At 58.3% G+C, this 23,835-nt stretch carries 20 protein-coding genes; 9 read left to right on the top strand and 11 right to left on the bottom strand.

Features of this window, described 5'->3' with window-relative positions; translation table 11 throughout:
- Nucleotides 1-4: 4 nt before the first annotated feature.
- The gene (locus FTW19_RS25390; RefSeq protein ID WP_222705508.1) at nt 5-1,114 is read left to right on the top strand and encodes a histidine kinase; all 1,110 of its coding nucleotides are present in this window, start codon (nt 5-7) and stop codon (nt 1,112-1,114) included.
- 167 nt (nt 1,115-1,281) lie between these two features.
- On the top strand, nt 1,282-2,175 hold the full coding sequence (locus tag FTW19_RS25395) for a DMT family transporter (RefSeq protein WP_147650338.1): 894 nt from the start codon (nt 1,282-1,284) through the stop codon (nt 2,173-2,175).
- Between the two features lie 3 nt (nt 2,176-2,178).
- On the opposite strand, the gene FTW19_RS25400 is transcribed toward FTW19_RS25395, so the two are convergent.
- Both FTW19_RS25400 and FTW19_RS25405 read right to left on the bottom strand, forming a co-directional pair.
- Entirely contained in the window at nt 2,179-2,916 is a 738-nt protein-coding gene (locus tag FTW19_RS25400) for an ankyrin repeat domain-containing protein (RefSeq protein ID WP_147650339.1), read from the bottom strand.
- Nucleotides 2,917-2,964: 48 nt separating this feature from the next.
- The gene (locus FTW19_RS25405) at nt 2,965-4,788 is read right to left on the bottom strand and encodes an ATP-dependent DNA ligase (RefSeq protein ID WP_147650340.1); all 1,824 of its coding nucleotides are present in this window, start codon (nt 4,786-4,788) and stop codon (nt 2,965-2,967) included.
- Nucleotides 4,789-4,963: 175 nt separating this feature from the next.
- Here FTW19_RS25405 and prfA point away from each other — a divergent pair, with 175 nt between their 5' ends.
- Both prfA and prmC read left to right on the top strand, forming a co-directional pair.
- The gene (gene prfA / locus FTW19_RS25410; protein WP_147650341.1) at nt 4,964-6,037 is read left to right on the top strand and encodes a peptide chain release factor 1; all 1,074 of its coding nucleotides are present in this window, start codon (nt 4,964-4,966) and stop codon (nt 6,035-6,037) included.
- Nucleotides 6,038-6,469: 432 nt separating this feature from the next.
- Complete coding sequence (prmC, locus tag FTW19_RS25415) at nt 6,470-7,330, top strand: peptide chain release factor N(5)-glutamine methyltransferase (protein WP_147650342.1); 861 nt, start codon at nt 6,470-6,472, stop codon at nt 7,328-7,330.
- Here the strand turns inward: prmC and FTW19_RS25420 are convergent.
- On the bottom strand, nt 7,306-8,505 hold the full coding sequence (locus tag FTW19_RS25420) for a GGDEF domain-containing protein (protein ID WP_147650343.1): 1,200 nt from the start codon (nt 8,503-8,505) through the stop codon (nt 7,306-7,308). The two genes, prmC and FTW19_RS25420, sit on opposite strands and share 25 nt — an antisense overlap.
- 24 nt (nt 8,506-8,529) lie before the next feature.
- Entirely contained in the window at nt 8,530-10,089 is a 1,560-nt protein-coding gene (locus FTW19_RS25425) for an NAD(P)/FAD-dependent oxidoreductase (RefSeq protein WP_147650344.1), read from the bottom strand.
- A gap of 152 nt (nt 10,090-10,241) precedes the next feature.
- Here FTW19_RS25425 and FTW19_RS25430 point away from each other — a divergent pair, with 152 nt between their 5' ends.
- Together FTW19_RS25430 and FTW19_RS25435 are read left to right on the top strand one after the other, a co-directional pair.
- On the top strand, nt 10,242-11,279 hold the full coding sequence (locus tag FTW19_RS25430; RefSeq protein ID WP_147650345.1) for an NAD-dependent epimerase/dehydratase family protein: 1,038 nt from the start codon (nt 10,242-10,244) through the stop codon (nt 11,277-11,279).
- A 108-nt stretch (nt 11,280-11,387) separates the two neighbouring features.
- On the top strand, nt 11,388-13,199 hold the full coding sequence (locus FTW19_RS25435) for an ArnT family glycosyltransferase (RefSeq protein WP_147650346.1): 1,812 nt from the start codon (nt 11,388-11,390) through the stop codon (nt 13,197-13,199).
- A gap of 307 nt (nt 13,200-13,506) precedes the next feature.
- Here FTW19_RS25435 and clpB read toward each other — a convergent pair whose 3' ends face one another.
- The 3 genes from clpB to FTW19_RS25450 all read right to left on the bottom strand — a co-directional run bounded on the left by clpB (nt 13,507) and on the right by FTW19_RS25450 (nt 17,272).
- Complete coding sequence (gene clpB, locus FTW19_RS25440; RefSeq protein ID WP_147650347.1) at nt 13,507-16,128, bottom strand: ATP-dependent chaperone ClpB; 2,622 nt, start codon at nt 16,126-16,128, stop codon at nt 13,507-13,509.
- 138 nt (nt 16,129-16,266) lie between these two features.
- Nucleotides 16,267-16,749, bottom strand: a complete 483-nt coding sequence (locus FTW19_RS25445; RefSeq protein ID WP_147650348.1) for an Hsp20/alpha crystallin family protein — start codon at nt 16,747-16,749, stop codon at nt 16,267-16,269.
- A 148-nt stretch (nt 16,750-16,897) separates the two neighbouring features.
- A complete protein-coding gene (locus FTW19_RS25450; protein ID WP_147650349.1) occupies nt 16,898-17,272 on the bottom strand; it encodes a hypothetical protein in 375 nt (124 codons plus the stop codon).
- A gap of 91 nt (nt 17,273-17,363) precedes the next feature.
- Here FTW19_RS25450 and FTW19_RS25455 point away from each other — a divergent pair, with 91 nt between their 5' ends.
- The 3 genes from FTW19_RS25455 to FTW19_RS25465 are packed head-to-tail and all read left to right on the top strand — an operon-like array spanning nt 17,364 to nt 20,763.
- Nucleotides 17,364-18,764 (top strand): sensor histidine kinase, encoded by a 1,401-nt coding sequence (locus tag FTW19_RS25455; RefSeq protein ID WP_222705509.1) that lies wholly within the window; start codon nt 17,364-17,366, stop codon nt 18,762-18,764.
- Between the two features lie 22 nt (nt 18,765-18,786).
- Nucleotides 18,787-19,221, top strand: coding sequence for a response regulator (locus FTW19_RS25460; RefSeq protein WP_147650351.1), 435 nt, complete (start codon nt 18,787-18,789; stop codon nt 19,219-19,221).
- Nucleotides 19,222-19,230: 9 nt separating this feature from the next.
- Nucleotides 19,231-20,763, top strand: coding sequence for a hybrid sensor histidine kinase/response regulator (locus tag FTW19_RS25465; RefSeq protein ID WP_147650352.1), 1,533 nt, complete (start codon nt 19,231-19,233; stop codon nt 20,761-20,763).
- Nucleotides 20,764-20,792: 29 nt separating this feature from the next.
- Here FTW19_RS25465 and FTW19_RS25470 read toward each other — a convergent pair whose 3' ends face one another.
- The 4 genes from FTW19_RS25470 to pncB form a co-directional block, all read right to left on the bottom strand.
- Nucleotides 20,793-20,999: a hypothetical protein gene (locus FTW19_RS25470; protein WP_147650353.1), complete on the bottom strand. Its 207-nt coding sequence runs from the start codon at nt 20,997-20,999 to the stop codon at nt 20,793-20,795.
- Nucleotides 21,000-21,175: 176 nt separating this feature from the next.
- Nucleotides 21,176-21,790 (bottom strand): peptidoglycan recognition protein family protein, encoded by a 615-nt coding sequence (locus FTW19_RS25475; protein WP_187143166.1) that lies wholly within the window; start codon nt 21,788-21,790, stop codon nt 21,176-21,178.
- Between the two features lies 1 nt (nt 21,791).
- Nucleotides 21,792-22,205 (bottom strand): hypothetical protein, encoded by a 414-nt coding sequence (locus FTW19_RS25480; protein WP_147650355.1) that lies wholly within the window; start codon nt 22,203-22,205, stop codon nt 21,792-21,794.
- A gap of 99 nt (nt 22,206-22,304) precedes the next feature.
- On the bottom strand, nt 22,305-23,609 hold the full coding sequence (pncB, locus tag FTW19_RS25485) for a nicotinate phosphoribosyltransferase (protein WP_147650356.1): 1,305 nt from the start codon (nt 23,607-23,609) through the stop codon (nt 22,305-22,307).
- Nucleotides 23,610-23,835 lie beyond the last annotated feature (226 nt).

Raw genomic sequence — 23,835 nt, forward strand, 5'->3', positions numbered from 1 at the left:
ACTCATGGCTAACATTCAACAAGGGAAACTAAAGGTCTGTCTGGGATACGCCGCCGGCGTTGGAAAGACATTCCAAATGCTCGCGGATGCCCAGGCTGCCGTACAGCGAGGGGCGGATCTTGTCGTCGCGTACCTGGAACCTCACGCGCGCGCCGATACAATCTCGCAGGCCCAGGGACTTGAGGTTATCCCGCGCCGTGAGATCGAATATCGCGGTCAAACCTTCTACGACATGGATACGGACGCGGTACTGAAGCGCAGGCCAGGCATCGCGTTAGTCGATGAATTGGCGCATACCAATGTTCCCGGCTCGGATCGCGCAAAGCGTTGGGAAGATATTGCTGTCCTGCAAGATGCCGGCATTGAAGTATGGACAACGATGAATCTTCAGCATATCGAGAGTCTGAACGATCAGATATGGCAAATCACCGGCATCCAGGTTCGCGAGACTGTGCCGGATGGAATCATCCGGCAGGCCGCAGAAATAGTAACGGTTGATGTCACACCCGAAGCTCTACTCAATCGCATCAAGAGGGGCGCGATCTACAAGCCGGAAGCGGTGGAGAAGGCGCTTGTCGGATTTTTTAAAGGTTCGAACTTAGCGGCGCTACGTGAACTTGCTCTTCGTCAAGCCGCTCATGAAGTCGACCAAAGACAGACTGCATATGACGAGACCAGTGAATCTGTAGCAATAGCTGATCAGCAGGCGGAGCGGATACTTATCCATATCACAGCCAACCCTTCAACGGCGATGCTCATCCGTCGAGGGCATCGTGTCGCCGACTATCTTCATGCGGAGTGTGTCGCTCTTTTCGTACACGAAACTCCCGGATTTTCAGATTTGCCCCCAGAGGAGCGGCAAGTGGTCGAAAAACACCTTCGTTTTGCACGAAGTTTGCAGATCGAGACGCAGGTTCTGGGAGGGAAAGACGTTGCTGAGACAGTTGTGGAATATGCGCGCCGCAATCGCATTACGCAGATCTTCGTGGCTCATTCCAAATCTGGTTTTAGCGAACGACTTCTCCGCAAGAATCACGCGGAAAATATTGTTCGACTAGCTCAGGACCTGCAAGTCATAGTCGTCGCCGACCGCAATCGTAATCCAAGCGTATAAGCAATGGCGAGACCGACGGAGAGCAAATCACCACAGTTCCTGGCGGTTCTGATCTCACTCAGAATCGAAGGGGAATCCCGCCTGCAGCCTTCGAAAATCGTCCTGATTACAGGATTAGTTATCGAAATGCCATGTATTGCCGTCTCATAACCTGACAGAATCAAGGGATGGATACACAGCGGCTTGGAACTCTGGAGATGTCCGTCGCCATGACGGTCTCCGGCACCATCGGATGGTTTGTCCTGAGCTCGGGAGAGAGCGTTCTCCGTGTGGTGCTATGGCGCTGCATCTTCGGCGCCCTGACACTCTTTCTCGCCTGCGCCGCCATGGGGCTGCTGCATCACCTGCGAAATAAGCGCGTCCTGCTGCTGGGATCGCTCGGCGGCGTGGCGATTGTCATCAACTGGCTGCTGCTCTTCAGCGCGTACTCCCGCAGTTCCATCTCCATTGCGACTGCGATCTACAACACCTATCCCTTCATGCTGTTTGTGCTGGGCGCTATCTTCTTTGCGGAGAAGATGACGGCAGGCAAACTTCTGTGGCTGATTACCGCATTCGCGGGCGTACTGCTTATCGTGATGGCGGACACGAAGGTTGGCGGTTTTGGATCGCAGTATCTCTCCGGCGTCGCCATGGCTCTGGGCGCTGCGCTTTGTTATGCCATCTGCACCATTCTGATCAAAAAGCTAAGCGGAACTCCGCCTCACGTCATCGCGCTGGTCCAGGTCGTCGTTGGCATCATCCTGATGGGGGCTATCGCGCACTCCGCACCAGCAACCTCCAAAGGGTGGGGAATGGTCGCAATCATCGGCATCGTGCATACCGGGCTGGTCTACATCCTGCTGTACGGCGCAATTCAGAAGCTGCCGACGCACCTGACAGCCGCTCTGTCGTTCATCTATCCGGCAGTCGCCATTCTGGTCGACATCATCGCGCTCGGACGGCGGCTGTATCCCATGCAAATCGCCGGAGCCGGCATCATCTTTCTGGCGGTTGCTGGCATGACCTTTGGATGGAGCCTGAAGCGGCGTGAACCTCAGCCGGCTTTGTCTGTCGACTGATCGTTATCGTTCGGAGATTCGACGAACAAACTCAGCCGTTGCACGATCGCGCTGCTCTTCGTCTCCTTCAATCACCTGACCTCCATGCTGTACCAGGAGCCTCTGTATCGCAGACTGATGCGCACGGTTTGCAATGACGAGCGGGCTGTCTCCATAAAGATTGAGGGCATTTATCGGTGCATGGTGTTCGATAAGAAGTTCCGCGATCGCGGTCTCTCCAGAGGCCGCCGCCGTGTGGAGCGCCGTATTGTCTCTGGCGTCCCTGGCATCAACCGGAACCCCCTGTTGCAGCATTCCGCGAACGACACCCTTTTCTCCCTCTTCCGCAGCGTGGACGAACAGCTCCGATGCGCGCGGGCTGTGTGCAAGTCGCCCCACAAAGATCCAATCAAAGAATGACTGCGGAATAGAGAGGACACCCAGTGCTCCCACTGAAGCCAGCACAACAACAAAGGCGGAACGGGCAATCGAGTACCGTTTGATCTTCCAGATGCAAAGGATAATGAGCGATAGCAGCAACCAAATGGAAAGCAGGAATGGACTTAAAATCAAAGGCGCAGCGTAACCGTGTGCGAGTGAGAAACCAACCATCTGTGGACCGCTCTTCCACGTCAGGAAGGTCATCTCCCAGATAATCCTTACCGCCAGACAAACTGTGGCCACTATCAGCAGCCATCCCGCAACGGTTACGGCTATCGGGAGGTGGCGTTCGGAGGGTCGTACCTTCAACTCGTCAAACATTGCGCCATTCTCAAGCAGCCGACACCATAGGGCAACAGATTTCTGCTGTCAACTTCCGGCTTTATCCGGCTGTGACTGATAGATCTCTTCCACTCGCGCCACCGTATCGATCTCCTCGACCGGCTTGTCACCGCGGATTCGCAGAATGCGCGGGAAGCGCAGCGCAAATCCGCTGTTGTGGCGGTCACTGCGCATGACGTTGTTGAAGGCTACTTCCAGGATCTTCTTCGGCTCCACCGTACGGAAGTGGCCGAAGTCTTCGAGCGTGTGCTCCTTCATCCACTCGGTAAGCTCCAGAATCTCGGCATCGGTCAAACCGGAGTAGGCTTTGCCTACATTCAGCAACTCTCCGCCTTCACCGCGTACGGCAAAGGTGTAGTCGCTCAACAGGCCAGCTCGTTTGCCGTGGCCGAACTCGCAGCCGGTCACGACCACATCCAGCGTTGCTAACTCACGCTTCAGCTTCATCCACATCAAGCCTCGGCGTCCAGGCTGATAGGTCGAGTCCATCGCCTTCAACATCACGCCCTCATTGCCGCGCTCGCGGGCTTTGCGGTAGGTGCGGTCGATATCATCGGCGCTCTCCACCACAAACGACGGCGACAGAATCAACCGCTCTACGTCGGGCTCCTCGCTGGCGAACAGGCCTCCGGCGGCCTTCTCTACCGGAGACCGGGTAACCGCCGAGATGCGCTCCACTACCGCCTCCAGCTCATTGCGGCGGGCGCGCAGCGGAAGGTCGAGTTTGAGCTCGCCGCCGGCATACATCAGGTCAAAGACCATAAAGACAACCGGTACCTGGGCGCGCATGGCATCGTTCACCTTCTTGCGTCCGATGCGAGTACCCAGTACGGCGAACGGCAACGCTCTCCGCCCGGCGATGTCCCATCCCAGGATCTCGCCGTCCAGAATGAGGGGTTCACTCACCTTCTCAAAGGCCTCGACCAGTTCGGGATAGCTCTCGGTGATGTCGTCGCGGTTGCGGGAGTAGATCGCCACCCGCCCGTCTACACCGCAGTGCACCTGCGCCCGCATGCCATCGTACTTGTCCTCAACCAAAGCCTCGATCCTCAAGGCCTCCACGGGCAGGTGCTCGGCCATCGGGATATCCGGATCGGGCTCCTCTGCCTTCAGCTCGACATCCGCTGCCTCCGCTGATTCCTTCGTCGAAGCAAAACGCTCCACCGCCTCCTCCGGTGTCTCCACCGGTGAGGCCAGCATGAAGCCGAGGGGATGGAACAATCGCATCCGCGCCTCAGCCAGAGTTCCGGTAAACGCCCGCTCGACTGCTCCGGCCAGGTCAGCCTCCAACATGACGGCGTTCCGTACCGCCCGCACCTCCGTGCCTGAGGCCTCGGCGATCGCCTCCTCCACCAGGCTCTGTTTCACGCCGATACGCATATCGCCGAGCATCAGCTTCAACAGATACTTCGCCTCCAATGGCGTGGCCCGGCGCAGCAGCTCCGTCAGGACGTGCTTCCGCGCGGCCGTCGACCTCGCCGAGGAGGAGGCCGCAAAGGCTGCTTCCAGCTCGTCCAGCACGATCTCCGACTCCGCCAGCCGGGGCCACAGCTCGGCGGCTGCGGCGCCCAGGTCGCCATGCTTGCGGTAGGCAGCCGACATGGTGACGTCGGCCGCCCCGGAGATCTCCTTCACAATGCCGCTCAGCATGGCTCCGCCGGCGTTCAGCTTGCGGTTATCGGCTTCTGCAAATGGGAGCCCGGCCAGGTACTGCGCAAACAGACCGGCCTGCTGGGAGCTTTCGGCCTGTACTTTGGCGATGGCGGCGGCAATCGCGGCCCGCTTTTTCAGGCGGCTGGAGGTTCCGGCCAGCTCCTCCGCGAGCGATGCGAGTTCGGCAAACCGGGACATACGCCCTATGATGCCCGAACAAACCGGAGTATCCTAGAGACAGGCATATGCGCAGCCACCGCTCCAACCCGGCCCGCCACGACTTCGCCTAGCTGCGCCAAGTCCGCTGTCCGCTGCGCCGATCTACCGCGCCTCCTCATCCAATCAGAAACGGGTTACCCCTAAGGGCACACTTATGTTTGACCGTCTCCAACAACTCGAAGACCGCTACAACGAGCTCTCGGCCGATCTCGCCGACCCCGGCATCGTCACCGACCAGCAGCGTTATCAGAAGACTGCCAAGCAGCACCGCGACATGGAACCCACCATTGACAAGTTCCGTGAGTACAAGCAGGTGCAGCAGGGCATTGCAGACGCCAAGCTGATGCTCGACGAAACCGATGCCGACATCCGCGCCATGGCCGAGGAGGAGCTCTCCACCCTGGAGAGCCGGCTTCCCGCCATTGAGGACGAGCTGAAGGTCATGCTGCTGCCGAAGGATCCGAATGACGAGAAGAACGTCATCATCGAAATCCGCGCCGGCACCGGCGGCGATGAAGCCTCGCTCTTTGCAGGCGAGCTCTTCCGCCTGTACCTGCGCTTTGCTGAACAGCATCGCTGGAAGGTCGAGATCCTCTCCGAGAGCGAGTCGACTGTCGGCGGCATGAAGGAAGTGGTCGCCATCTTTGAAGGCGACCGCGTGTACTCGCAGATGAAGTACGAGTCCGGCGTGCACCGCGTGCAGCGTGTACCCGCCACTGAGACCCAGGGTCGCGTCCATACCTCCGCCGTCACCGTTGCCGTCCTTCCAGAAGCCGAGGAAGTCGACATCAAGGTCGAAGCCAAGGATCTTCGAGTCGACACCTTCTGCTCGTCCGGTCCCGGTGGACAGAGTGTGAACACCACCTACTCGGCCGTTCGTATTACGCACATCCCTACGAACACGGTCGTGAGCTGCCAGGACGAAAAGTCGCAGATCAAGAACCGCGAAAAGGCCATGCGTGTTCTTCGTGCCCGCCTCTATGAGGTGGAGATGGAGAAGCAGCATGCGGCCCAGGCCAGCGCCCGTAAGCAGCAGGTTGGCTCCGGCGATCGTTCCGAGAAGATCCGCACCTACAACTTCCCGCAGAATCGCCTGACCGATCACCGCATTGGCCTGACCCTGCACCAGCTTGACCTGATCATGGAAGGCAAGCTGCAGCCGGTCATCGATGCCCTGATCGAGCACGATACCGCGGAACGCCTCAAGGCCGAAGCCACAGCAGCCTAGAGCATTTTCCCTGCTGCTGGGTATCCCGGAAGAACGTACAGTGGCGTTTTCATTGCGGAAAACGCCCCATAACTGTGGAGTCCCTACACTAGGGCGTGTCATCAAACTCGTGCCGTCAGCGCCGGGAGCAGATTTTTACGAGATCGAGGAGCGAGGAGAGAACTGTAGCGGGTCTACTGGAACGACGAGTGACAAAGAGATCGGGAAAATCTGCCCCGGCCCTTCGGGTTGCGGCGCAAATTCGCCCATACTTCGTTGTCGGCCTCAACTGTGGACCCGCCACAGCCTTCGGCCTCCGCCTCGTATGGACAAATTTGCGCTCGCAACGCTGACAGCAGGAGTTTGATGACACGCCCTAGACCTACAGGGAAAACGCTCTAACGAAAGGACGCCCGCGTTCGCACTTTGCGCAACGTGGGCGCATCTCCCCCGATGAACCTTCGTGAGGCACAGCTCGCCGCCCGTACCCAGCTTGCGCACACGGAGAGTCCAGTGCGCGACGCCGAACTGTTATTGCTCCACATCCTCGGCATCACCAAGGCACAACTCCTGATCGATCCCAAACGCGAGCTCACCTCCGCCGAGTTCGCCGCTTACCAGGCATTGCTTGCCCGCCGCGCCGCCCATGAACCCGTTCAGTACATCACCGGCATGCAGGAGTTCTACGGTCTTCCCTTCCGCGTCACCCCGGCAACGCTGATCCCCCGGCCTGAGACGGAGCTGCTGGTTGAATCCGTTCTGGCGCAGATCCCGCAGCATCACGCTGTCCGCATCGCCGATGTCGGCACCGGCACTGGATGCATCGCCGTTGCGCTTGCCGTGCATCTGCCATACGCGCATGTGACCGCGCTCGATCTCTCCGATGCCGCACTGAGTGTCGCGCGGGAGAATGCAGCCATCAACCATGTGAAGAAACGAGTCATGCCGCTGCACTCTGACCTGCTCAGCAGCGTTGCCGGACAGGCCTTTGACGTCGTCGTCTCCAACCCTCCGTATGTTCCCTTCAGTGACCGCTCCACCCTTGCGCCGCAGGTCCGTGACTTCGAGCCGGACGCCGCCCTCTATGCAGGAGAAGATGGACTGGAGATCTATCGCCGACTGATTCCCCAGGCATATAGGGCTCTACACCCAGGCGGTCTGCTGGCGATGGAGATCGGTTATGGACAGGATGCAGCCCTGCGATCGCTGCTCACCGAATGGAATGAGGTGACAATCCTCAACGACCTGCAAGGAATTCCCCGCACCATCCTGGCAAAGCGTCGCAAGCATCAATTATTGGATGACACGGCCTGAGCTTCCAACGACGTAAAGGCCACCACGCGATTCCGGCCTGACTGTTTGGCGGCATAAAGCGCCTGATCGCATCGCCGCAGCGCACCCTGATCATCTTCTCCTCGTTCGCAGACGGTAACTCCGAAGCTCGCCGTCAGCCGCAGTTGCGCGTCGAACTCAAATCGCAGGCTGCGTAGTCTTTCGCGCAAGCGCTCCGCCACCACACGGGCGCCCTCCTCGTCCGTGTTCGGCAAAATGGCGACGAACTCTTCTCCGCCAAAGCGGCCCAGCGCATCGGCAGGCCGTAGCATCTCAGACAGTGCCTTCGCGAACGTGGATAAGACCGAATCGCCTCCCGGGTGACCATAGCGGTCATTGATCAGCTTGAAGTGGTCCACGTCCAGACTGATAAGAGCAATGCGTCCGCCATTCATGGACGCCCGTCTCAGCTCTCGGCCAAGGCGGTCTTCCAGACCGCGGCGGTTCAATACCGACGTCAACGGATCGGTCAACGACAAGGCATCCAGCTCATTGCTCAACTGCAGTGCGGCCATCCACAGATAGCCGATGGCGATACTGGCGCATAGAAGAACGACCTTTGAGAGCCGCGAGGCGCCATCGACCATAAAAGCCTGGTCATCGGCGGGAAGGTTCAGCAGTTGCCCGCGAAGGATGGGCAAAACCATCCGCACGAGGCAGAAGGATGAGAAGAGAAAGAAGCTGCCTGCCAGAAACCTGGCCGGCAACTGCAGCGAACTCGGCGCACGACGCAGCAAGGTAATGCCGCTACGTGTCGTCTGCAGCGCAAGCGCCAGAACCAGAAGCTCTGTCCGGGTCCTCATGGGCAGATGCATGATCTGGGAATAGATGGAAAAGCCGACCGTCCCCACAAACAACAGGGCATCCACCCAGCGCTCCGTGTAACGGAGCTTCAGGAAACGGGTCATGGTCTCGTCCATCAAGGCAAAGCCGGTGATGATCAGCCCATCCGAGAGGATGAATGAAATACGAGGAATCTGATTGCGATAGAACAGGATCACCATCGCCAGAGCGATAAGCAGCATGCTGGCACACAGCCTTAGAACGCCACGCAAACGAGGCATGGAATGGGCCGCCAGGCCCAACCCAAGCATCAGCATGCCCAGCAGCAGGACGTAGGATTCCACCATCCAGCGCAGGCTTAACGGGACATTCATACCCACAAGGATATAGTCGGCAAATTATTTTTCTTCGTGATATTCCTGCTCGGTATTCACATCCCAAAGGGAGCTCTTGCTGGTCTCACCAGCAAGAATGGCATCCACGGCGGCCATCGCCGTCAGCATGGAATGGTCCTGGTTGTTGTACTTATGCATGCCGTTACGGCCAACCAGGAAGAGGTTCTCGTAACGATCCATGTACCGGCGGATCTCGTCGAAACGGCCATAGCTGCCGAAGTATGCCGGATAGGTCTTTGGAACCCGCACCACATGACCGTCGCGCACATGCCCGCGGCGGATCATGCCGATCTTCTCCAGTTCCATGGCGCCGAAGGCTTTGAGCTCCTCGTCCGACATCTTCCACAGCGGATCGGTGTCGTAACAGAAGTACTCCAGCCCCAGCCAGACCTTCGATGGGTCAGCGACCAGATAGGGGCTCCAGTTATTGAAGATCTGTAACCGGCCAATCTGGACATCCGGCTCCTGGATATAAATCCACGTATCTTTCAGCAGGCTGCCGTCCGGTTCCGTCTGCTGCAGCTTGTCCACCAGCAGGCCGATCGTGATGAAGTCGCGGTATTGCAGGCCGTCAGCCACTTCGACCACGTTCGCTGGAGGCTCCACATCCAGCGAGTGCACCAGCTCCCGAACCGGCACGGTGGAGAAGAAGTGGTCTCCGGCAAAGGTCTGCCGCTCTCCTGCGCGGTTGACCGCCTCCACACTGACGACGCGGTCGCCTTCGGTGTTGATCTTCACCGCGCGCCACCCCATATGCAGCTCTCCGCCCCCCTGCTGCACCAGACCGGCAACGTGTTCCCAAAGTTGTCCAGGGCCAAACTTGGGATAAAGGAACTGCTCGATCAATGAGGTCTCAGTCTTCTTCTGCCCGATGTCGCCTTCAGTCCTGCCGAAGGTCTTCTTCAGGAAGTGCTTTACCGCGGCTGTCAGGCTGAGGCCTTTGATACGCTGCGCTCCCCACTCCGCGCTGATCTCCTCACACGGCACGCCCCATACCTTTTCGGTGTAGCTCTTGAAGAAGGTCAGGTAAAGCTCGCTGCCGAAGCGGTTCACTAAGAAGTCGCGCAGGCTTTTCTCCTGCTTAATGGGAAAAAGACGCGATGAGAGGTAGCTGAAACCGATGCGTACCAGGCGAACTGGTCCCAGTTTGCGAAGTGTCGGCCCGCTCAGGCTCAGCGGATAGTCAAAGAACTGCCGCATGAAGTAGATCTCGCTCTTACGCGGACGCACCAGCATGACGAGGTCTTTATCCTCGCCTTCGCGGCGTTCGTGCATGGGCAGATGCCGTGTCTTGTTCTGGTAGCTGATCGCCGCTTCGGCCTCGGCCTCGTGCTCCACCGGCATCAGCTCGAGCCACCAGCGCATGACCTTGTCGCTCTTTGAAAAGAAGCGGTGACCGCCGATGTCCATTCGGTTGCCGTTATAGCGCACGGTGCGCGAGATGCCGCCAACACAGTCCCCGGCTTCGAGAACGATGGGTTGGATATCCGATTGCCGTACCAGTTCCAGGGCGGCAGTCAGACCAGCAGGGCCTGCGCCCAGGATCACGGCTTTCTTTCTCATTCCACCTCTATCCTACGGATGATTCCGAAACTCTGTCGATTTGTTGTACCTGTGACGCCGGCGCCACAGAAAAGGACGCACGCACCGAACTCGGTTTCTGCGCGGAGACCGTCTGGAATGGCCCGCGCAGACCGTCTAAAATAGGCATAGACATGCACACTCTGGTCACCGGCGCTTCCGGATTCTTTGGCGACGTTCTCAAGCGCAGGCTTCTTCGTGAGGGCCATACCGTCGTCAACATTGACCTGGAACGCGACGAGGATACCTTACCTGGACTGACCTCCATCCAGGGAGATCTTCGCGATAAGGCATTGATGCAACGTGTCTTCTCCGAACATCGCTTCGACGCCATCTTCCACGTCGCGGCACAGTTGGCGCATGGCGCCCGGATCGACGAGCATCTCCTGTGGACCTCAAACGTCGACGCTACCCGGCTCCTCGCGGACCTGGCCGTCGAACACGGCGTAAAACCCTTCGTCTTTACCTCCACAAACTGCCTATGGGCAGCCAACATGGGCCGTCCCATCACAGAAGAAGACACACCTGCTCCAGTCGAGATCTATGGCCGCTCCAAGTGGGAAGCCGAGAAGATTCTCCTGGGCTACACCGATCGCCTGAATGTGGTGACGCTGCGCTGCCCCACCATCATGGACTCCGGCCGCCTGGGCCTTCTCGCAATCCTGTACGAGTTCATTGACGACCACAAAACTGTCTGGGTCGTCGGTCCTGGCGACAATACCTATCAGTTCATCTACGCCGACGATCTCGCTACGGCCTGCATCCAGGCGGCAGGCTACAACGGCAGCAATACCTTCAATGTCGGCTCAGACAACGTGAAGTCGATGCGGGCTGTCTATGAGTCCGTCATCACCGCCGCCGGCTCGCGCAGCAAGGTGCGCTCCCTGCCGGAGGGGCCGACGATTGCCGCCATGATTGCAGCGCATAAACTCAAGCTCTCGCCCCTTGGGCCGTATCACTACAAGATGATTGCCGAAAGTTTTCTGTTCGACACCACACGCATCAAGCGCGAGCTCGGCTGGCGGCCCACGCTCACCAATGAGGAGATGCTGCTACGCGCCTACAGCTACTACTCGCAGAATCGCAAGGAGATCGCGGCGCGCACCGATGTCTCCGCGCACCGCAAACCGGCGAGCATGGGTATTATCCGGCTGTTAAAGTGGCTGAGTTAGACCTTCCGCGATACAACCTCTCCCAACAACACTCCATCCCACGTCCCTAACGGAACGGCCTGCACGACTTTCTGCGATGGGATTTAAGTTATTTGGAGGGAAGTCTGCGTGGGCACCTGGGTTACGACGAGACCTCTCGTCCATGTCCCGACAACTCTGCGGATCACAGCCGGCCGGGCACAGGCATGGATTGACACCCACCCTGCTCTGTCTTTCATCGGGCTTAGTCTCTTCTATGTCACCATCACCACGCTGCTCTCTTCCATGAAGCTGCTGTGGCTCGACGAACTGATCACGTATCACATTGCGAGCCTGGGTTCAGCCCACGCAATCTGGCACGCCCTCAGCCAGGGCGCCGATCCGAATCCGCCACTGTCTCACCTCGCAGTTCTGGGTGCGATGCGGCTCTTTGGTAATCATGAGCTTGCATTGCGACTCCCGGCCATCGCCGGTTACTGGCTGGGATTGTTGTCGCTCTACCTCTTCCTGCGGCGGCGGATCTCCCCCACCTGGGCACTCTCAGGAACCTTCCTGTCCATGGCGACAGGCGCCTTTGAATACTCCTACGAAAGCCGCAGTTACGGCATCTTCTACGGTTTCGCGATGCTGGCCGTGCTGTGCTGGTCGCGAACGATCCAACCGAAGACGCGCAACCGTGGAACCCTTGCTTTGATTGGTATGGTGTTCGCACTGGCGCTCGGGATCTCTGCCAACTATTTCGCGGTGCTCGCGTTTCTTCCCGTGGCGGCAGGTGAGGCGGCGTTCACCCTGCAGCAACTCCACGCAGAACGATGGCGTATACCAAATCTTCGCTATGCCATTCGTCCCCGAATCTGGGTGGGCATAGTGCTGGCCGCCGCTCCTTTCACCTTCTATCGGGGCCTGATTAAAGCAGGAATTGCAACCTACGCTCCGCATGCATGGAACAAGGTCTCTATCGATCAGGCCTTCGATTCCTACACGGAGATGGTGGAGGCAGTGCTGTATCCACTGCTCGCGCTGTTTCTGCTTGTTGGCATCGTGCGCGTCTGCTCTCGCTTCTGTACCACCTGCCGCGCCGGGCTGCGTCCCAGAGTTCTGGGTGACCTGGCAACGGAGTACCGCATGCGACGCGGAACACAAACGTTTCCAGCGCATGAGCTAATCGCGGCGTTCTTCCTCATGCTGTATCCGTTTCTCGGTTACGCGGCCGCTTCGATCAAAGGCGGCATGCTCTCTCCGCGCTTTGTGATCCCGGTATGTTTCGGCTTTGCCATTGCAGGAGTTGCGGCGGCGCATCGGCTCTTCGGACACATGCGCTACGCGGCCGTCACCTTCCTCATCCTCTTTGTGGCATGGGTGACGACTCGTGAGTCCATCATCGGCTACTGGTATACAGAGCAGAAGCAAAGCTTTTATAAGGTCGTGGACCACCTTTCGAGCATCGCTGATCAACAACCGATCGCAATTCCCGATCCCCTCATGGTGCTTACCTTCCAGCGCTATGCACCACCGTCGCTTGCCTCTCGCATCGTCTTCCCTGTCGACTTCGACGCTATCCGCCGATTCCGCGGAGAAGACTCACCCGACCGCAACCTCTGGACTGGAAGGAATAGCTACTATCACGTCCCCATTGTGCCGTTAGCCGGCTTCCTACAGCAGACAGGGCATTTCATCATTCTCGGCCACGACAAGAACTGGATGGTACGGGACCTGCAGGAACACCGTTATCCGGTCGACGAGATGCCGATCAATACGCGTGCCGGAGCGATTGGAGGATTTACGCCGCTGATGCACGGTTTGCCGAAGTTCTATCAGGCTTCAGGAGATCGCTCCCCGGCCAGCGGATATGGACATTCCACCACGATTATTCCGTTTCACAGTGAAGCCAATCGGCCGCATGAGGATGATTCAGAGCATCCGATTCAGGACGTTCGATAGTAACGCGTTGCGCGCAGCGCAACCATTCGCGCCGCAGGTGCGAATGCCTTGTTAAGGGGACGGCTTCAGCCGTCCCATACAGAGCCTCAAAGATATGCGGCTTTAGCCGCTGAGGTCATAGTTCGTGGTACCTCAGCGGCTAAAGCCGCGTTTCTTGCCGGCCTGGTACGGCACGGCTGAAGCCGTGCCCTTAAGCAAAACAAGGGAGCCCGCAGGAGGCCACGGCTCCCACCCGGTTTGAGCTTCTCTCGATCCTACTTCTGCAACAAAAAGGCCGGGCATATCTGCCCGGCCTTTCTTCCTACTCTTACGCCGGAACCGCTTCCGACTCGACGACCTCAAAAGTGAGGGCATCTTTGCCTGCATCGACACGCACCTTGTCGCCGTGCCGTACTTCGCCATCCAGAATCTTGATGGCGAGCGGGTCCTGCACCAGGCGCTGGATCGCACGCTTCAGCGGGCGAGCTCCATAGGCGCGATCGTAGCCCGCGGCAAAGAGCTTCTTGTGCGCCGCCGGTGTCAGCTCCAGATGGATCTTCCGTGCATCCAGCAGCTTCTGCAGGTCTGCAAGCCGCAGGTCGACGATATGCGTCAACTGCTCCTCGCCCAGCGGATGGAAGACCACGATGTCGTCCACACGGTTCAGGAACTCCGGACGGAAGTGCTGCTTCAGCGAGTCGATCACCCGGGCCTTCGCATCTTCGAAGCCATCTTCACTGTCAGCCCATGCTGTCGACAACGCACTTGCGCCGATGTTCGACGTCATGATCAGCACGGTGTTCTTGAAGTCGACCGTGCGCCCCTTCGAGTCCGTCAGCCGGCCATCATCAAGCACCTGCAACAGCACGTTGAAGACATCCGGGTGCGCCTTCTCGACCTCGTCGAAGAGCACCACGGCATACGGACGCCGGCGGATCGCCTCCGTCAACTGCCCGCCTTCGTCGAAGCCCACATATCCCGGAGGAGCGCCGATCAGTCGCGCGACCGCATGCTTCTCCATGTACTCCGACATGTCGATACGCACCATCGCCTGCTCGTCGTCGAAGAGGAACTCCGCCAGGGCACGCGCCGTTTCCGTCTTACCCACACCCGTGGGTCCGAGGAAGATAAAGCTGCCGATAGGGCGCTTGGGGTCGGACAAACCCGCACGGGAACGGCGAATCGCATTCGCCACCACCGTCAACGCCTCATCCTGTCCGACGACACGCTCGCGCAGCCGCTGCTCCATGTGGACCAGCTTCTGAACTTCGCCCTCGAGCATCTTCGCCACCGGAATCCCGGTCCACTTGGAGACGATCTTGGCGATATCCTCCTCGTCGACCTCTTCCTTCAGCATGCGCTGCGCAGTATCGCTGCCGTCCTGCAGCTTCTCGAGCTGCTTCAGCTCGGCCTCCGCCTTTGGCAGATCGCTGTACTGAATCTGCGCTGCTCTGCCGAGATCGCCCTTGCGGGTCTGCTCTTCGATCTGGAAGCGCAGGCTCTCGATCGTCTGCTTCAGCTCGCTGATGCGGCTGATAGCATCCTTCTCCTTCTGCCACCGCGCTCGCAAACCGCTGGCCTGCTCCTTGATATCGGCAAGCTCCTTCTCGACCTCCTGCAACCGCTCCTGCGAGTTCGGGTCCTTCTCCCGCTTCAGAGCCTCGCGCTCAATCTCGAGCGAGGTCGCGCGGCGCTCCAGGGCGTCAATCTCCACCGGGACACTGCCGATCTGAATAGCCAGCGATGCAGCCGCTTCATCGACAAGGTCAATCGCCTTGTCCGGAAGGAAGCGGTCACTGATGTAACGATGCGAAAGCACCGCCGCCGACACGATCGCCGAGTCCTTGATACGCACCTTGTGGTGCGACTCGTAACGCTCCTTCAGGCCGCGCAGAATCGCGATCGTATCGTCGACATTGGGCTCCCCGACATAGACGATCTGGAAGCGGCGCTCCAGCGCAGCATCCTTCTCGATGTACTTCCGATACTCGTTCAGCGTGGTTGCGCCGATAGCACGCAGCTCGCCACGGGCCAACGCAGGCTTGAGCATGTTGCTGGCATCGATGGCGCCCTCCGCTGCTCCGGCTCCGACCAGCGTGTGCAGCTCATCGATAAACAGAATGATCTGTCCGTTCGACTCTTCGATCTCCTTCAGCACAGCCTTCAGGCGGTCTTCAAACTCACCGCGGAACTTCGCGCCGGCCAGCATCGATCCCAGGTCAAGCGAGATTACCCGCTTCTCCTTCAGGACCTCCGGCACATCACCGGAGACGATGCGGCGCGCCAGACCTTCGACGATCGCCGTCTTACCCACACCTGGTTCACCGATCAACACCGGGTTGTTCTTCGTACGGCGCGAAAGCACCTGAATGACACGGCGAATCTCCTCATCGCGGCCAATCACCGGATCGAGCTTGCCCTTACGCGCCTGCTCGGTCAGATCCTTGGCATACTTCTCCAGAGCCTGGAACTTCCCTTCAGGATTCTGATCGGTCACGCGCTGGGTACCGCGCACCGAGGTCAGCGCCTTCAGAATCGCATCGTGGGTTGCGCCAAAGGTCGCCAGAGCGGTCTGCACGACGCCGTTCTTCTCTTCAGTCAAGGCCAGCAGAAGATGCTCGGTCGAGACATACTCGTCCTTGAAGTTCTCCGCCTCCTTGAAGGCGCGATCCAATACCTTCTGCAGAGCAGCACCCACACCGGGCTGCTGGCTCGCTCCCTGCACCTTCGGCAGCTTCGCAATGGCTGCATTGACCTGGCTCAGAAGCTGCTGCACGGGTACACCGATCTTCTCCAGCACCGGAATCACGATGCCCTCGCGGTCCTCCAGCAGAGCAGCAGCCAGATGCAGCGGCAGCACCTCGGGATTTCCCGAGTCAGAGGCATGCCCCAGCGCCGCCTGTACCGCCTCCTGCGACTTCACCGTAAATTTGTCCCACCGAATTGCCATCGTTTCTCTACCTCACCTAATTCCTTAGATACATCCCAGGCCGCATCACGGCGGTGCCTCGCATCACAAAAGAATGGGAGCCCACCCTTCAACCGGCAGGTCTCCCATCATCAGGTGCCCGTCAGTGCACCATGAAGCTTACGCCGCGGTCTTTGCCTCAACCTGCTTCGGACCAGCACCGGCGCCTACCTTGATCTGCTTGGGCTGAGCCTCAGATTTCTTAGCGATCTCAACCTGCAGCACGCCATCCTTATAGTCAGCGCTCACCCTCTCCATATCCGCCGTCGGCGGAAGCGTAAATACGCGGATGAAGCTGCCGTAACGGCGCTCAATGCGATGGAAGTTCTCTTCCTTCTCTTCCTTTTCGAACTTGCGCTCGCCCTTGACTGTCAAAGTCTGGTTCTCCAGACGGACGTCAATATCTTCCTGCCTGATCCCCGGAACGTCGAGTTTCAGCACGATCTTCTGCGCATCCTCATAAACGTCCACGGCGGGGGTGAAATTCCCTGACGCCAACGACTCGCTGCGGCCTTCCGGCGTACCGAAGTCGTTGAAGATCGAGTTCAAACGGTTCTGCAGGACAGCCAGCTCCGAGAACGGGGTCCAACGTGTGATCGTCATGATGCATTTTCCTCCTAGCTGTGGGCCGGGATCTCCGGCCTTCACATCATCTGACGCATACCATAGCATAATCGATTCATAAAATGTGACACAAATACACTCAACTTTAGAGCAAACTCCTATCTCATCGTAAACACTTGAAAATAAATTACTTTTTCACATGTTCCAGTCGTCGTTCGGCCAACTCGCCACCAAAAACGGTGGCCGGAACCATGACGACGATCGATACCCAGGTCAATTCCAGGGAGCCCGACCGGCTGACAAGGAGAGACTCCGCCACGCCGAACCCGCCCGTGGCAAACAGGATGATCGCCGTTCCCCAGGAGGACCGGCGCGACCCGCCGATAACCGCGGCCAGGAATCCGGTCGCCACCGAGCAGAAGGAGCCGACTACGATACTTGCAAGCAGATAACGCGTCGAGACCCGTTGTGTCGGATCATGATGTGTCGCGAGAAACCAGACAACCGAGCTGCCGAGTGAGAGCAGGTAACCAACGACAGCGCCGAGAACGATCCGAACCATGGGAACTCTCCGTGCTGAATGATGACATACCAGTTCAGGCAACTCCGCAACAAAAGCTTTGCATCGCATGGAAGTCCCTTTGATAGTCTCGATGCGTGCCTTTGGTTACCGGCTCGCCTATATCGGCGCCGTTCTGATTGTGTTGCTCAATAGCTGGCTGGCTTATCGCTCTCTCCATACCTTTGCGGCGAGCCAGCAGTGGCAGGCCCATACCCTGGAGACCCTTACTGCCTGCGAGCAGTTAGTGGCGGAGATCCGGACTGCCGAGAGCGCAGCCCGCGGCTACGTCCTGCAGGCGGACCCATTCCTGGAAAAGCAGTACAACGACGCCATCAACCGAGTTTGGGATACCTTCGAGTACGTGGGCAAGCTCACGGAGGATAGTCCCAGCCAGCAGGCTCGCCTCCCCAAAGTCCGCGAGCGGATTCAGGCACGGCTCACCTCAATTGAGATCGGCGTTCAACTTCGCAAGGTTCAACCCACCGCCGCGCTCACACCGGAGCAGCTTGCGATCATGATGACCGACCAGTACCGGTATGGCGACTTCACAACGGCTTACGCCATCGCCCAGGTCGAAGGAGAGGAGCGCCGTCTGCTCAAATGGCGGGATGCCCAGGTCACAAGTGCCCGCGGCTCGGCCTACACCACCTTCGGCGTTGCCACCGGACTGAATCTGCTGTTCCTGATTCTCGCCTTCCATTTCCTTGGGAAAGAGGTTACTGCCCGCGACCGGATCACGGCGCAGGCAGAAGAGATTCGAGCACTGGCTACCGACCTGGAAAAGCGCGTGCAGGAGCGCACGTATGAGCTCCAAACCTCGAACCAGGAGCTCGAAGCCTTCTCCTATTCCGTATCGCACGATCTTCGCGCACCGCTACGCACTATCGATGGCTTTTCGCTGGCCCTGTATGAGGACTACGGCGATAAGTTGAATGATCAGGGGCGCGACTACATTCATCGCGTCCGCAATGGTGTGCAGCGCATGGGCCAGTTGATCGATGCCCTGCTGCAGTTGTCCCGTGTCACCCGTACCGACCTCGTCCGCGAGACCACGGATCTGGCGGAGCTTGCACGCTCCGTCGCCGCTGACCTCAAAGCCTCAGACCCGGAGCGCAATGTCCGCTTCGAGATTCCCGGCACTCCCGTGCTGGCTCAGGCTGACCCTCGCCTGCTGCGCATCGCCCTTGAAAACCTGCTGGGGAATGCCTTTAAGTTCACCGCAAAAACACCAAACGCTGTCATCCGGTTCGGCTCCTATCCGGGAGATGGCGCGAACGTCTACTTTATCCGCGATAATGGAGCCGGCTTTGACATGCAGTATGTCGATCGCCTCTTCACTGCATTTCAGCGCCTGCACGGAGACCGCGACTTCAAAGGCTCAGGCATCGGCCTCGCAACCACGCTTCGCATCGTCCGCCGGCATCAGGGCCGCATCTGGGCCGAGGGCAAAGAAGATCAGGGCGCGACCTTCTACTTCACACTTGGATCATAATCTTGGGGAAAGGTTCCTACGAATGACCATCAACACGAATTTGATTCTGTTGGTCGAAGACGATCCGGACCACGAAGCACTCGCCATCCGCGCTTTGCGCAAGGCTAATGTCGCGAACGAGATCAGTGTCGCGCGCGACGGTGCCGAGGCTCTTGCACTGGTCGACAAGTTCGAGGCCGGCGAACTTCCCATGCCGCAGCTCGTTCTTCTGGACCTGAAGCTCCCTAAGGTGCAGGGCCTGGATGTGTTGAAAGCAATTCGCTCCAAAGAAAGGGCTTCATTATTGCCCGTCGTAGTACTCACTTCCTCCGACGAAGAGCGCGATATCGTCAGCTCGTATCGTCTGGGCGTCAACAGCTACATTCGCAAACCCGTCAACTTTACAGATTTTGCCGAAGCCACCAAGCAGCTTGGAATGTACTGGCTTCTGCTGAACCAGGCGCCGCCTATCTCCTGAGACCCGCGCGTGACCTTACCGCAGCCCAATCTCGTTCCTCTCGCAGAACAACGCAGGCGGCTTCGCGTCCTTATCGTGGAAGACTACGAGCCTGATGCGCTGTTGCTGCGGCGTCATCTTCACCGCGCCGGATACGAGATCGAGATGCGGTGCATCGAAACCCGCGCGCAGATGCATGAGGCCCTGCGTTCGGGGAGCTGGGACGTGGTCATCGCCGACTACACGTTGCCCGGCTTTGGAGCACGCGATGCCCTGGCCCTGTTGCAGGCCAGCGGGATCGATCTGCCTTTCATCATCGTCTCTGGCACCATCAGCGAAGAAACAGCTGTCTCCGCCATGCGCGCGGGAGCACATGACTATGTGTTGAAGGACAACCTGGAGCGCCTTGTACCCGCAATCGAACGAGAGCTCGCCGATGCCGAAGCCCGCCGCGAAAAACTACGCACCGCCGCCGCGCTCAAAACCCTGGAAACGCGCTTCTCCGCGACCTTCAACCAGGCTGCCGTGGGCATGGCCCACATCTCGCTCGATGGACGATGGATCCTGGTCAATCAGCGCCTGCGCGACATACTCGGTTTGACCGCGGAGGAGCTGGAGTCAATCAGCTTCTACGATCTGCTACTGCCGGCCTCCGATCGCGATGAAGACGAGGAGATCGTCTTCGAAGATCTGCTCTCGCGCAGAATCCCCAGCCTGCGCGTTGAAAAATGCCTACGCCATAAAGATGGCCACGCTGTCGATGTGCAGCTCACCATCTCTGTCCTGCAGCCAGACCCCAATGAGACCGAATCGCTCTCGCTGGTGATTGAGGATATCTCCGCGCGCAAGGCCGATGCTCGCGAGCGCGCTGACCTGGTGAAACGCCTGATCAATTCCGAACGCCTGGCGTCCGCGGGGCGCATGGCCAATACGCTGGCGCATGAGATTAATAATCCGCTCGAAGCTCTGACGAATGTGCTGTATCTGCTGCAAACGCATCCAGAGCTTCCACTAGATCTGCAGGAGCTGGTCAATATGGGGGCACGCGAGCTGGATCGCGTCGGCCACATCACCCGCACCACGCTCAGCTTCTACCGCGGCAACTCCGGCAGAGGACATCTCGTGAATAAGCTGATCGGCGAAGTGGTGCAGATCTTTGCCTCCCGCGCCGAAGGGGCACAGGTACAGATCATCACGGATCTTCGTCCTTCCGCCTCCGGAACAACCTTCCCGCTTTCATTGCGGCAGGTCTTTGCCAACCTGATCGGCAATGCCATCGAAGCCATGTCAGGTACAGGCGGCACCCTCACCATCCGCTCCCGCGAGACAGCCACATGCGCCATCGTAACCATCGCCGATACCGGCCCCGGAATCGCGCAGGCGCACATCTCACAGATCTTCGAGCCCTTCTTCACCACCAAGGGCGAGCGCGGCACCGGCCTTGGCCTGTGGGTCACCCGCGGTATCGTCGCCGAATCCGGTGGAACCCTCACTCTGCGCTCAAGCACCGACCCCACACATTGCGGCACCACAATGCGAATTACGTTACCGCTGAAGGGTTAGGAAATTGAAATGAGTGTGTGAGAGGCGGCCTACTCTCCTGCGGGATTATCCGAATGCTTTCCACCCAGCATCTTGTCGATGCCATCTGGCCAATCGGTAAACAGGGTGTTGCCTGGGCGGGCCTCCCAGTGAAAGGTCTTGTCACGCACAGTGATGGTGCCCTTGATCCAACAAGAGGGATAGAGATACCAGGCGTGTAGCTCACCTTCTTTGAGGCGATGGTAGGTGCGAAACATCGTACGTACCTGCCGCGAACTAAGGCTCCATCCGGCACACTCTTCCGCGTCTGTTCTCACAGAAGAGTCACTCTCTAAAGCTCCGACAGTGATCGCTGCTCCGGCAGGTAATGGAGCGACATGCTGCCCTGAAGCAAGAAAGAGAATAAGACCCAGGACTGCAGCTGGATTTGCCGTTACCATTGCGCACCTGCCGCTTCTCCCGGATTCTTATGAGAGATCAGGGAGTGGCGATAGACATCGGTATTGAGCAGATGCAGGGTCGCTTCAAGCTCCTGGACCAGCCAACGTAGCGACGCCTGCTGCTCTGCTGCAGGCGTTTCAAAGGTCTTATCATCGATGTGATTTCCGACCATCTCGATACCAATCGAGTCCTCATTCACTGGATACCGGTCGGGATAGTCCTTATCTTTTTCATGCTGGTGCGTCTCCTGCACCAACGTACTGAAATGCCCTCGTAACCGCTTTGTTGCCGTGTCATACCAAGCGCTCTCAGTCTTCGAACAGGATTTTTCCAGCAGGCAACGCGACACGATCTTGCCGACGTGCCAGCACTTTTGCTGTAAAGAAACACATTGGTAGGTCGTGCCATCCTTGTCGATGAGAAAGTGTGCGCCGTCAGGTCGATTGCCGGTACGCCAACCTGCAATGGTGCCGCTCGCCGTCGGAGAATCGGTCTGATGCACCACAATCGCGTGGACATTCTGTAATGGCCCATGCGCGATCTGCGGGACAAGTTGGACCTTAACCCTGGCTTCGCGGACGACTCCCTGCTTATCCAGAGTAAGCATGCTAATTACCCACCTTAATATCCATGAAGTTCTGCTGATCAAGCGCCGGTTGCAGCTTGACGGTAAGGATGTGGTTGCTGCCACCGCCGCCATCCGTATGGAACCCGCTGATCCACCCATTGAAGCTATAGGTACAAAGTGCGTCCGCCTGCTTCTCGTCCTGCCAGAACTCGATTTTGATGGGCTTGATCTTATCGCGGGTTACTCCATTCGCGAGCCCAAAGAGCTTCTGCAACGTAGCGAACGGCATATTGACGGTATCGTGAATATCCACGATGCAACTGATGGAACACCGTAGTGTTCCCATCTGCGGCAGACCATGATGGTCATGATCCGTCTCAACACCAACGTGGGCTGAGAGTGCGTTGAACTTATCTCCATCAATGGAGACGGTTGCATTCGAAGGTTGAGCCATCGGGGGAGGCCTTCCTCTCTTGCGTTAAGACTCTAGCAGCTTGCTTTCGGCACCGCGTTACACCAACAAAAACGATTTTGACTACATCATTGCTTCGACTTAAACGAGAACGGGAACATCTTCGACGCCTTCCACACCGAACACCTGGCGATAGCGGGCAATCTCTTCGGCGGGTCCGGTGGCTTTCTGGTAGTTATCACTCAGCTTGACTGCGGGTCTTCCATTCACTGTCTGCAATTTGCAGATCAGGCCAAGTGGTTCCAGCTCATGTTCTCCACGGGGATGGCAGTCGCGGAAATCATTGGTTAGCAGCGTTCCCCAACCAGAGCTGAAACGGATTCGCCCGTGGAAGCGATGATGCAGCGTCAGGATCTCTTCCACATCGAGCCCGTCACTGGCAATCAGACGCTTTCGTGCCGGATCCTGACCGCGCTCCTTGAGCCATCCGATATACTCTTCGCCTGCAACCAGAGGTTCTTTGCTGTCGATGCGAAGGCCGGTCCATGCCGCAACCCAGTCCGGTGCATGTCGAAAGAACTGGGTGCTGCCGTAGGTATCAGGAAGCAACATCAGCAGCGCTCCGCCGTAGGTCTGCTGCCAGAGTCCGAGCACCTTATACTGCGACTGCAGCAGTTCTTCCTCGTTATTTGCCATCGCAGCCAACGCCATCGGCAACTCGTGCGCATTGGTGCCGATCGCTTCCATATCATGCTTATAGGCGAGATAAGTATTGGAGGTTCCTGTGAAGCGCTCACCGAGCGTGGATTGCATCGCATCCACAACGTACTCCTGCCACAGGAAGCTGTGACGACGGCGGGTGCCAAAGTCGGCGATGCGTAACCCCTCCACAGAGCGCATCCGCTCGATCTTCTCCCACAGCCGTGTCTTCGCCCGCGCATACAGGATGTCGAGCTCCAGCTCGCTCAGATCGCGCAGACCGTAGCGCGTCTTCATCTCACTCAGGATGGAGAGCGCATAGATCTCCCACATGGTCACCTGCGTCCATTCGCCGGCGAACTCCAGCCGCACTTGTCCATCGACCACATCGAGCAGATAGTCGGGAAGGCGGAAGTGATGCTCCAGCCATTCGAGAAAGGCGGGCTCGAAGATTCCGCGCACGCCATAGAAGGTATTGCCGGCGAGCCACACCAACTCGCTCCTCTTGAAGCTGAGGCTGCGTACGTGATCCAGTTGCGCCCGCAACTGCTCGATATCGATCTGCTCTGCCAACCGCACAGTAGAGTTGCGGTTCACAACGGAGAAGGTCACCTGGACACCGCGAAAGTGCTTCCAAATGTACTGCAGCATAAGCAGCTTGTAGAAGTCTGTATCCAGCAGCGAGCGGACGATCGGGTCCAGTGCCCAGTTATGGTTATGCGCCCGCCGCGCGAGGTTCAAGATCATATGCAGCCATTAGAGCATTTTCCCTGTAGGTGTAGTTTAGGGCTCCCGTATCTATGGGCGTTTTCCGTAATGAAATCGCCGCTGCACAACCTTTCCGGGATACCAAACAACAGGGAAAATGCTCTAAAGCATTTATCGGGATTTCCCTCGAAATCCTTATCGGAATCCCCGATGGCTGTGATTGAAACAATCCTTTTGACGCCGGTGCCGGAGCATTTCAAGCTCA

It is taken from the genome of Terriglobus albidus, assembly GCF_008000815.1.
Classification (GTDB): Bacteria; Acidobacteriota; Terriglobia; order Terriglobales; family Acidobacteriaceae; genus Terriglobus; species Terriglobus albidus_A.

What these genes read in the sequence shown, in the direction of transcription:
- FTW19_RS25390 (WP_222705508.1), top strand. Translation starts at nt 5, where the DNA reads ATGGCTAACATTCAACAAGGGAAACTAAAGGTCTGTCTGGGATACGCC.
- FTW19_RS25395 (WP_147650338.1), top strand. Translation starts at nt 1,282, where the DNA reads ATGGATACACAGCGGCTTGGAACTCTGGAGATGTCCGTCGCCATGACG.
- FTW19_RS25400 (WP_147650339.1), bottom strand. Translation starts at nt 2,916, where the DNA reads ATGTTTGACGAGTTGAAGGTACGACCCTCCGAACGCCACCTCCCGATA.
- FTW19_RS25405 (WP_147650340.1), bottom strand. Translation starts at nt 4,788, where the DNA reads ATGTCCCGGTTTGCCGAACTCGCATCGCTCGCGGAGGAGCTGGCCGGA.
- prfA (WP_147650341.1), top strand. Translation starts at nt 4,964, where the DNA reads ATGTTTGACCGTCTCCAACAACTCGAAGACCGCTACAACGAGCTCTCG.
- prmC (WP_147650342.1), top strand. Translation starts at nt 6,470, where the DNA reads ATGAACCTTCGTGAGGCACAGCTCGCCGCCCGTACCCAGCTTGCGCAC.
- FTW19_RS25420 (WP_147650343.1), bottom strand. Translation starts at nt 8,505, where the DNA reads ATGAATGTCCCGTTAAGCCTGCGCTGGATGGTGGAATCCTACGTCCTG.
- FTW19_RS25425 (WP_147650344.1), bottom strand. Translation starts at nt 10,089, where the DNA reads ATGAGAAAGAAAGCCGTGATCCTGGGCGCAGGCCCTGCTGGTCTGACT.
- FTW19_RS25430 (WP_147650345.1), top strand. Translation starts at nt 10,242, where the DNA reads ATGCACACTCTGGTCACCGGCGCTTCCGGATTCTTTGGCGACGTTCTC.
- clpB (WP_147650347.1), bottom strand. Translation starts at nt 16,128, where the DNA reads ATGGCAATTCGGTGGGACAAATTTACGGTGAAGTCGCAGGAGGCGGTA.
- FTW19_RS25445 (WP_147650348.1), bottom strand. Translation starts at nt 16,749, where the DNA reads ATGACGATCACACGTTGGACCCCGTTCTCGGAGCTGGCTGTCCTGCAG.
- FTW19_RS25450 (WP_147650349.1), bottom strand. Translation starts at nt 17,272, where the DNA reads ATGGTTCGGATCGTTCTCGGCGCTGTCGTTGGTTACCTGCTCTCACTC.
- FTW19_RS25455 (WP_222705509.1), top strand. Translation starts at nt 17,364, where the DNA reads ATGCGTGCCTTTGGTTACCGGCTCGCCTATATCGGCGCCGTTCTGATT.
- FTW19_RS25460 (WP_147650351.1), top strand. Translation starts at nt 18,787, where the DNA reads ATGACCATCAACACGAATTTGATTCTGTTGGTCGAAGACGATCCGGAC.
- FTW19_RS25470 (WP_147650353.1), bottom strand. Translation starts at nt 20,999, where the DNA reads ATGTTTCGCACCTACCATCGCCTCAAAGAAGGTGAGCTACACGCCTGG.
- FTW19_RS25475 (WP_187143166.1), bottom strand. Translation starts at nt 21,790, where the DNA reads ATGCTTACTCTGGATAAGCAGGGAGTCGTCCGCGAAGCCAGGGTTAAG.
- FTW19_RS25480 (WP_147650355.1), bottom strand. Translation starts at nt 22,205, where the DNA reads ATGGCTCAACCTTCGAATGCAACCGTCTCCATTGATGGAGATAAGTTC.
- pncB (WP_147650356.1), bottom strand. Translation starts at nt 23,609, where the DNA reads ATGATCTTGAACCTCGCGCGGCGGGCGCATAACCATAACTGGGCACTG.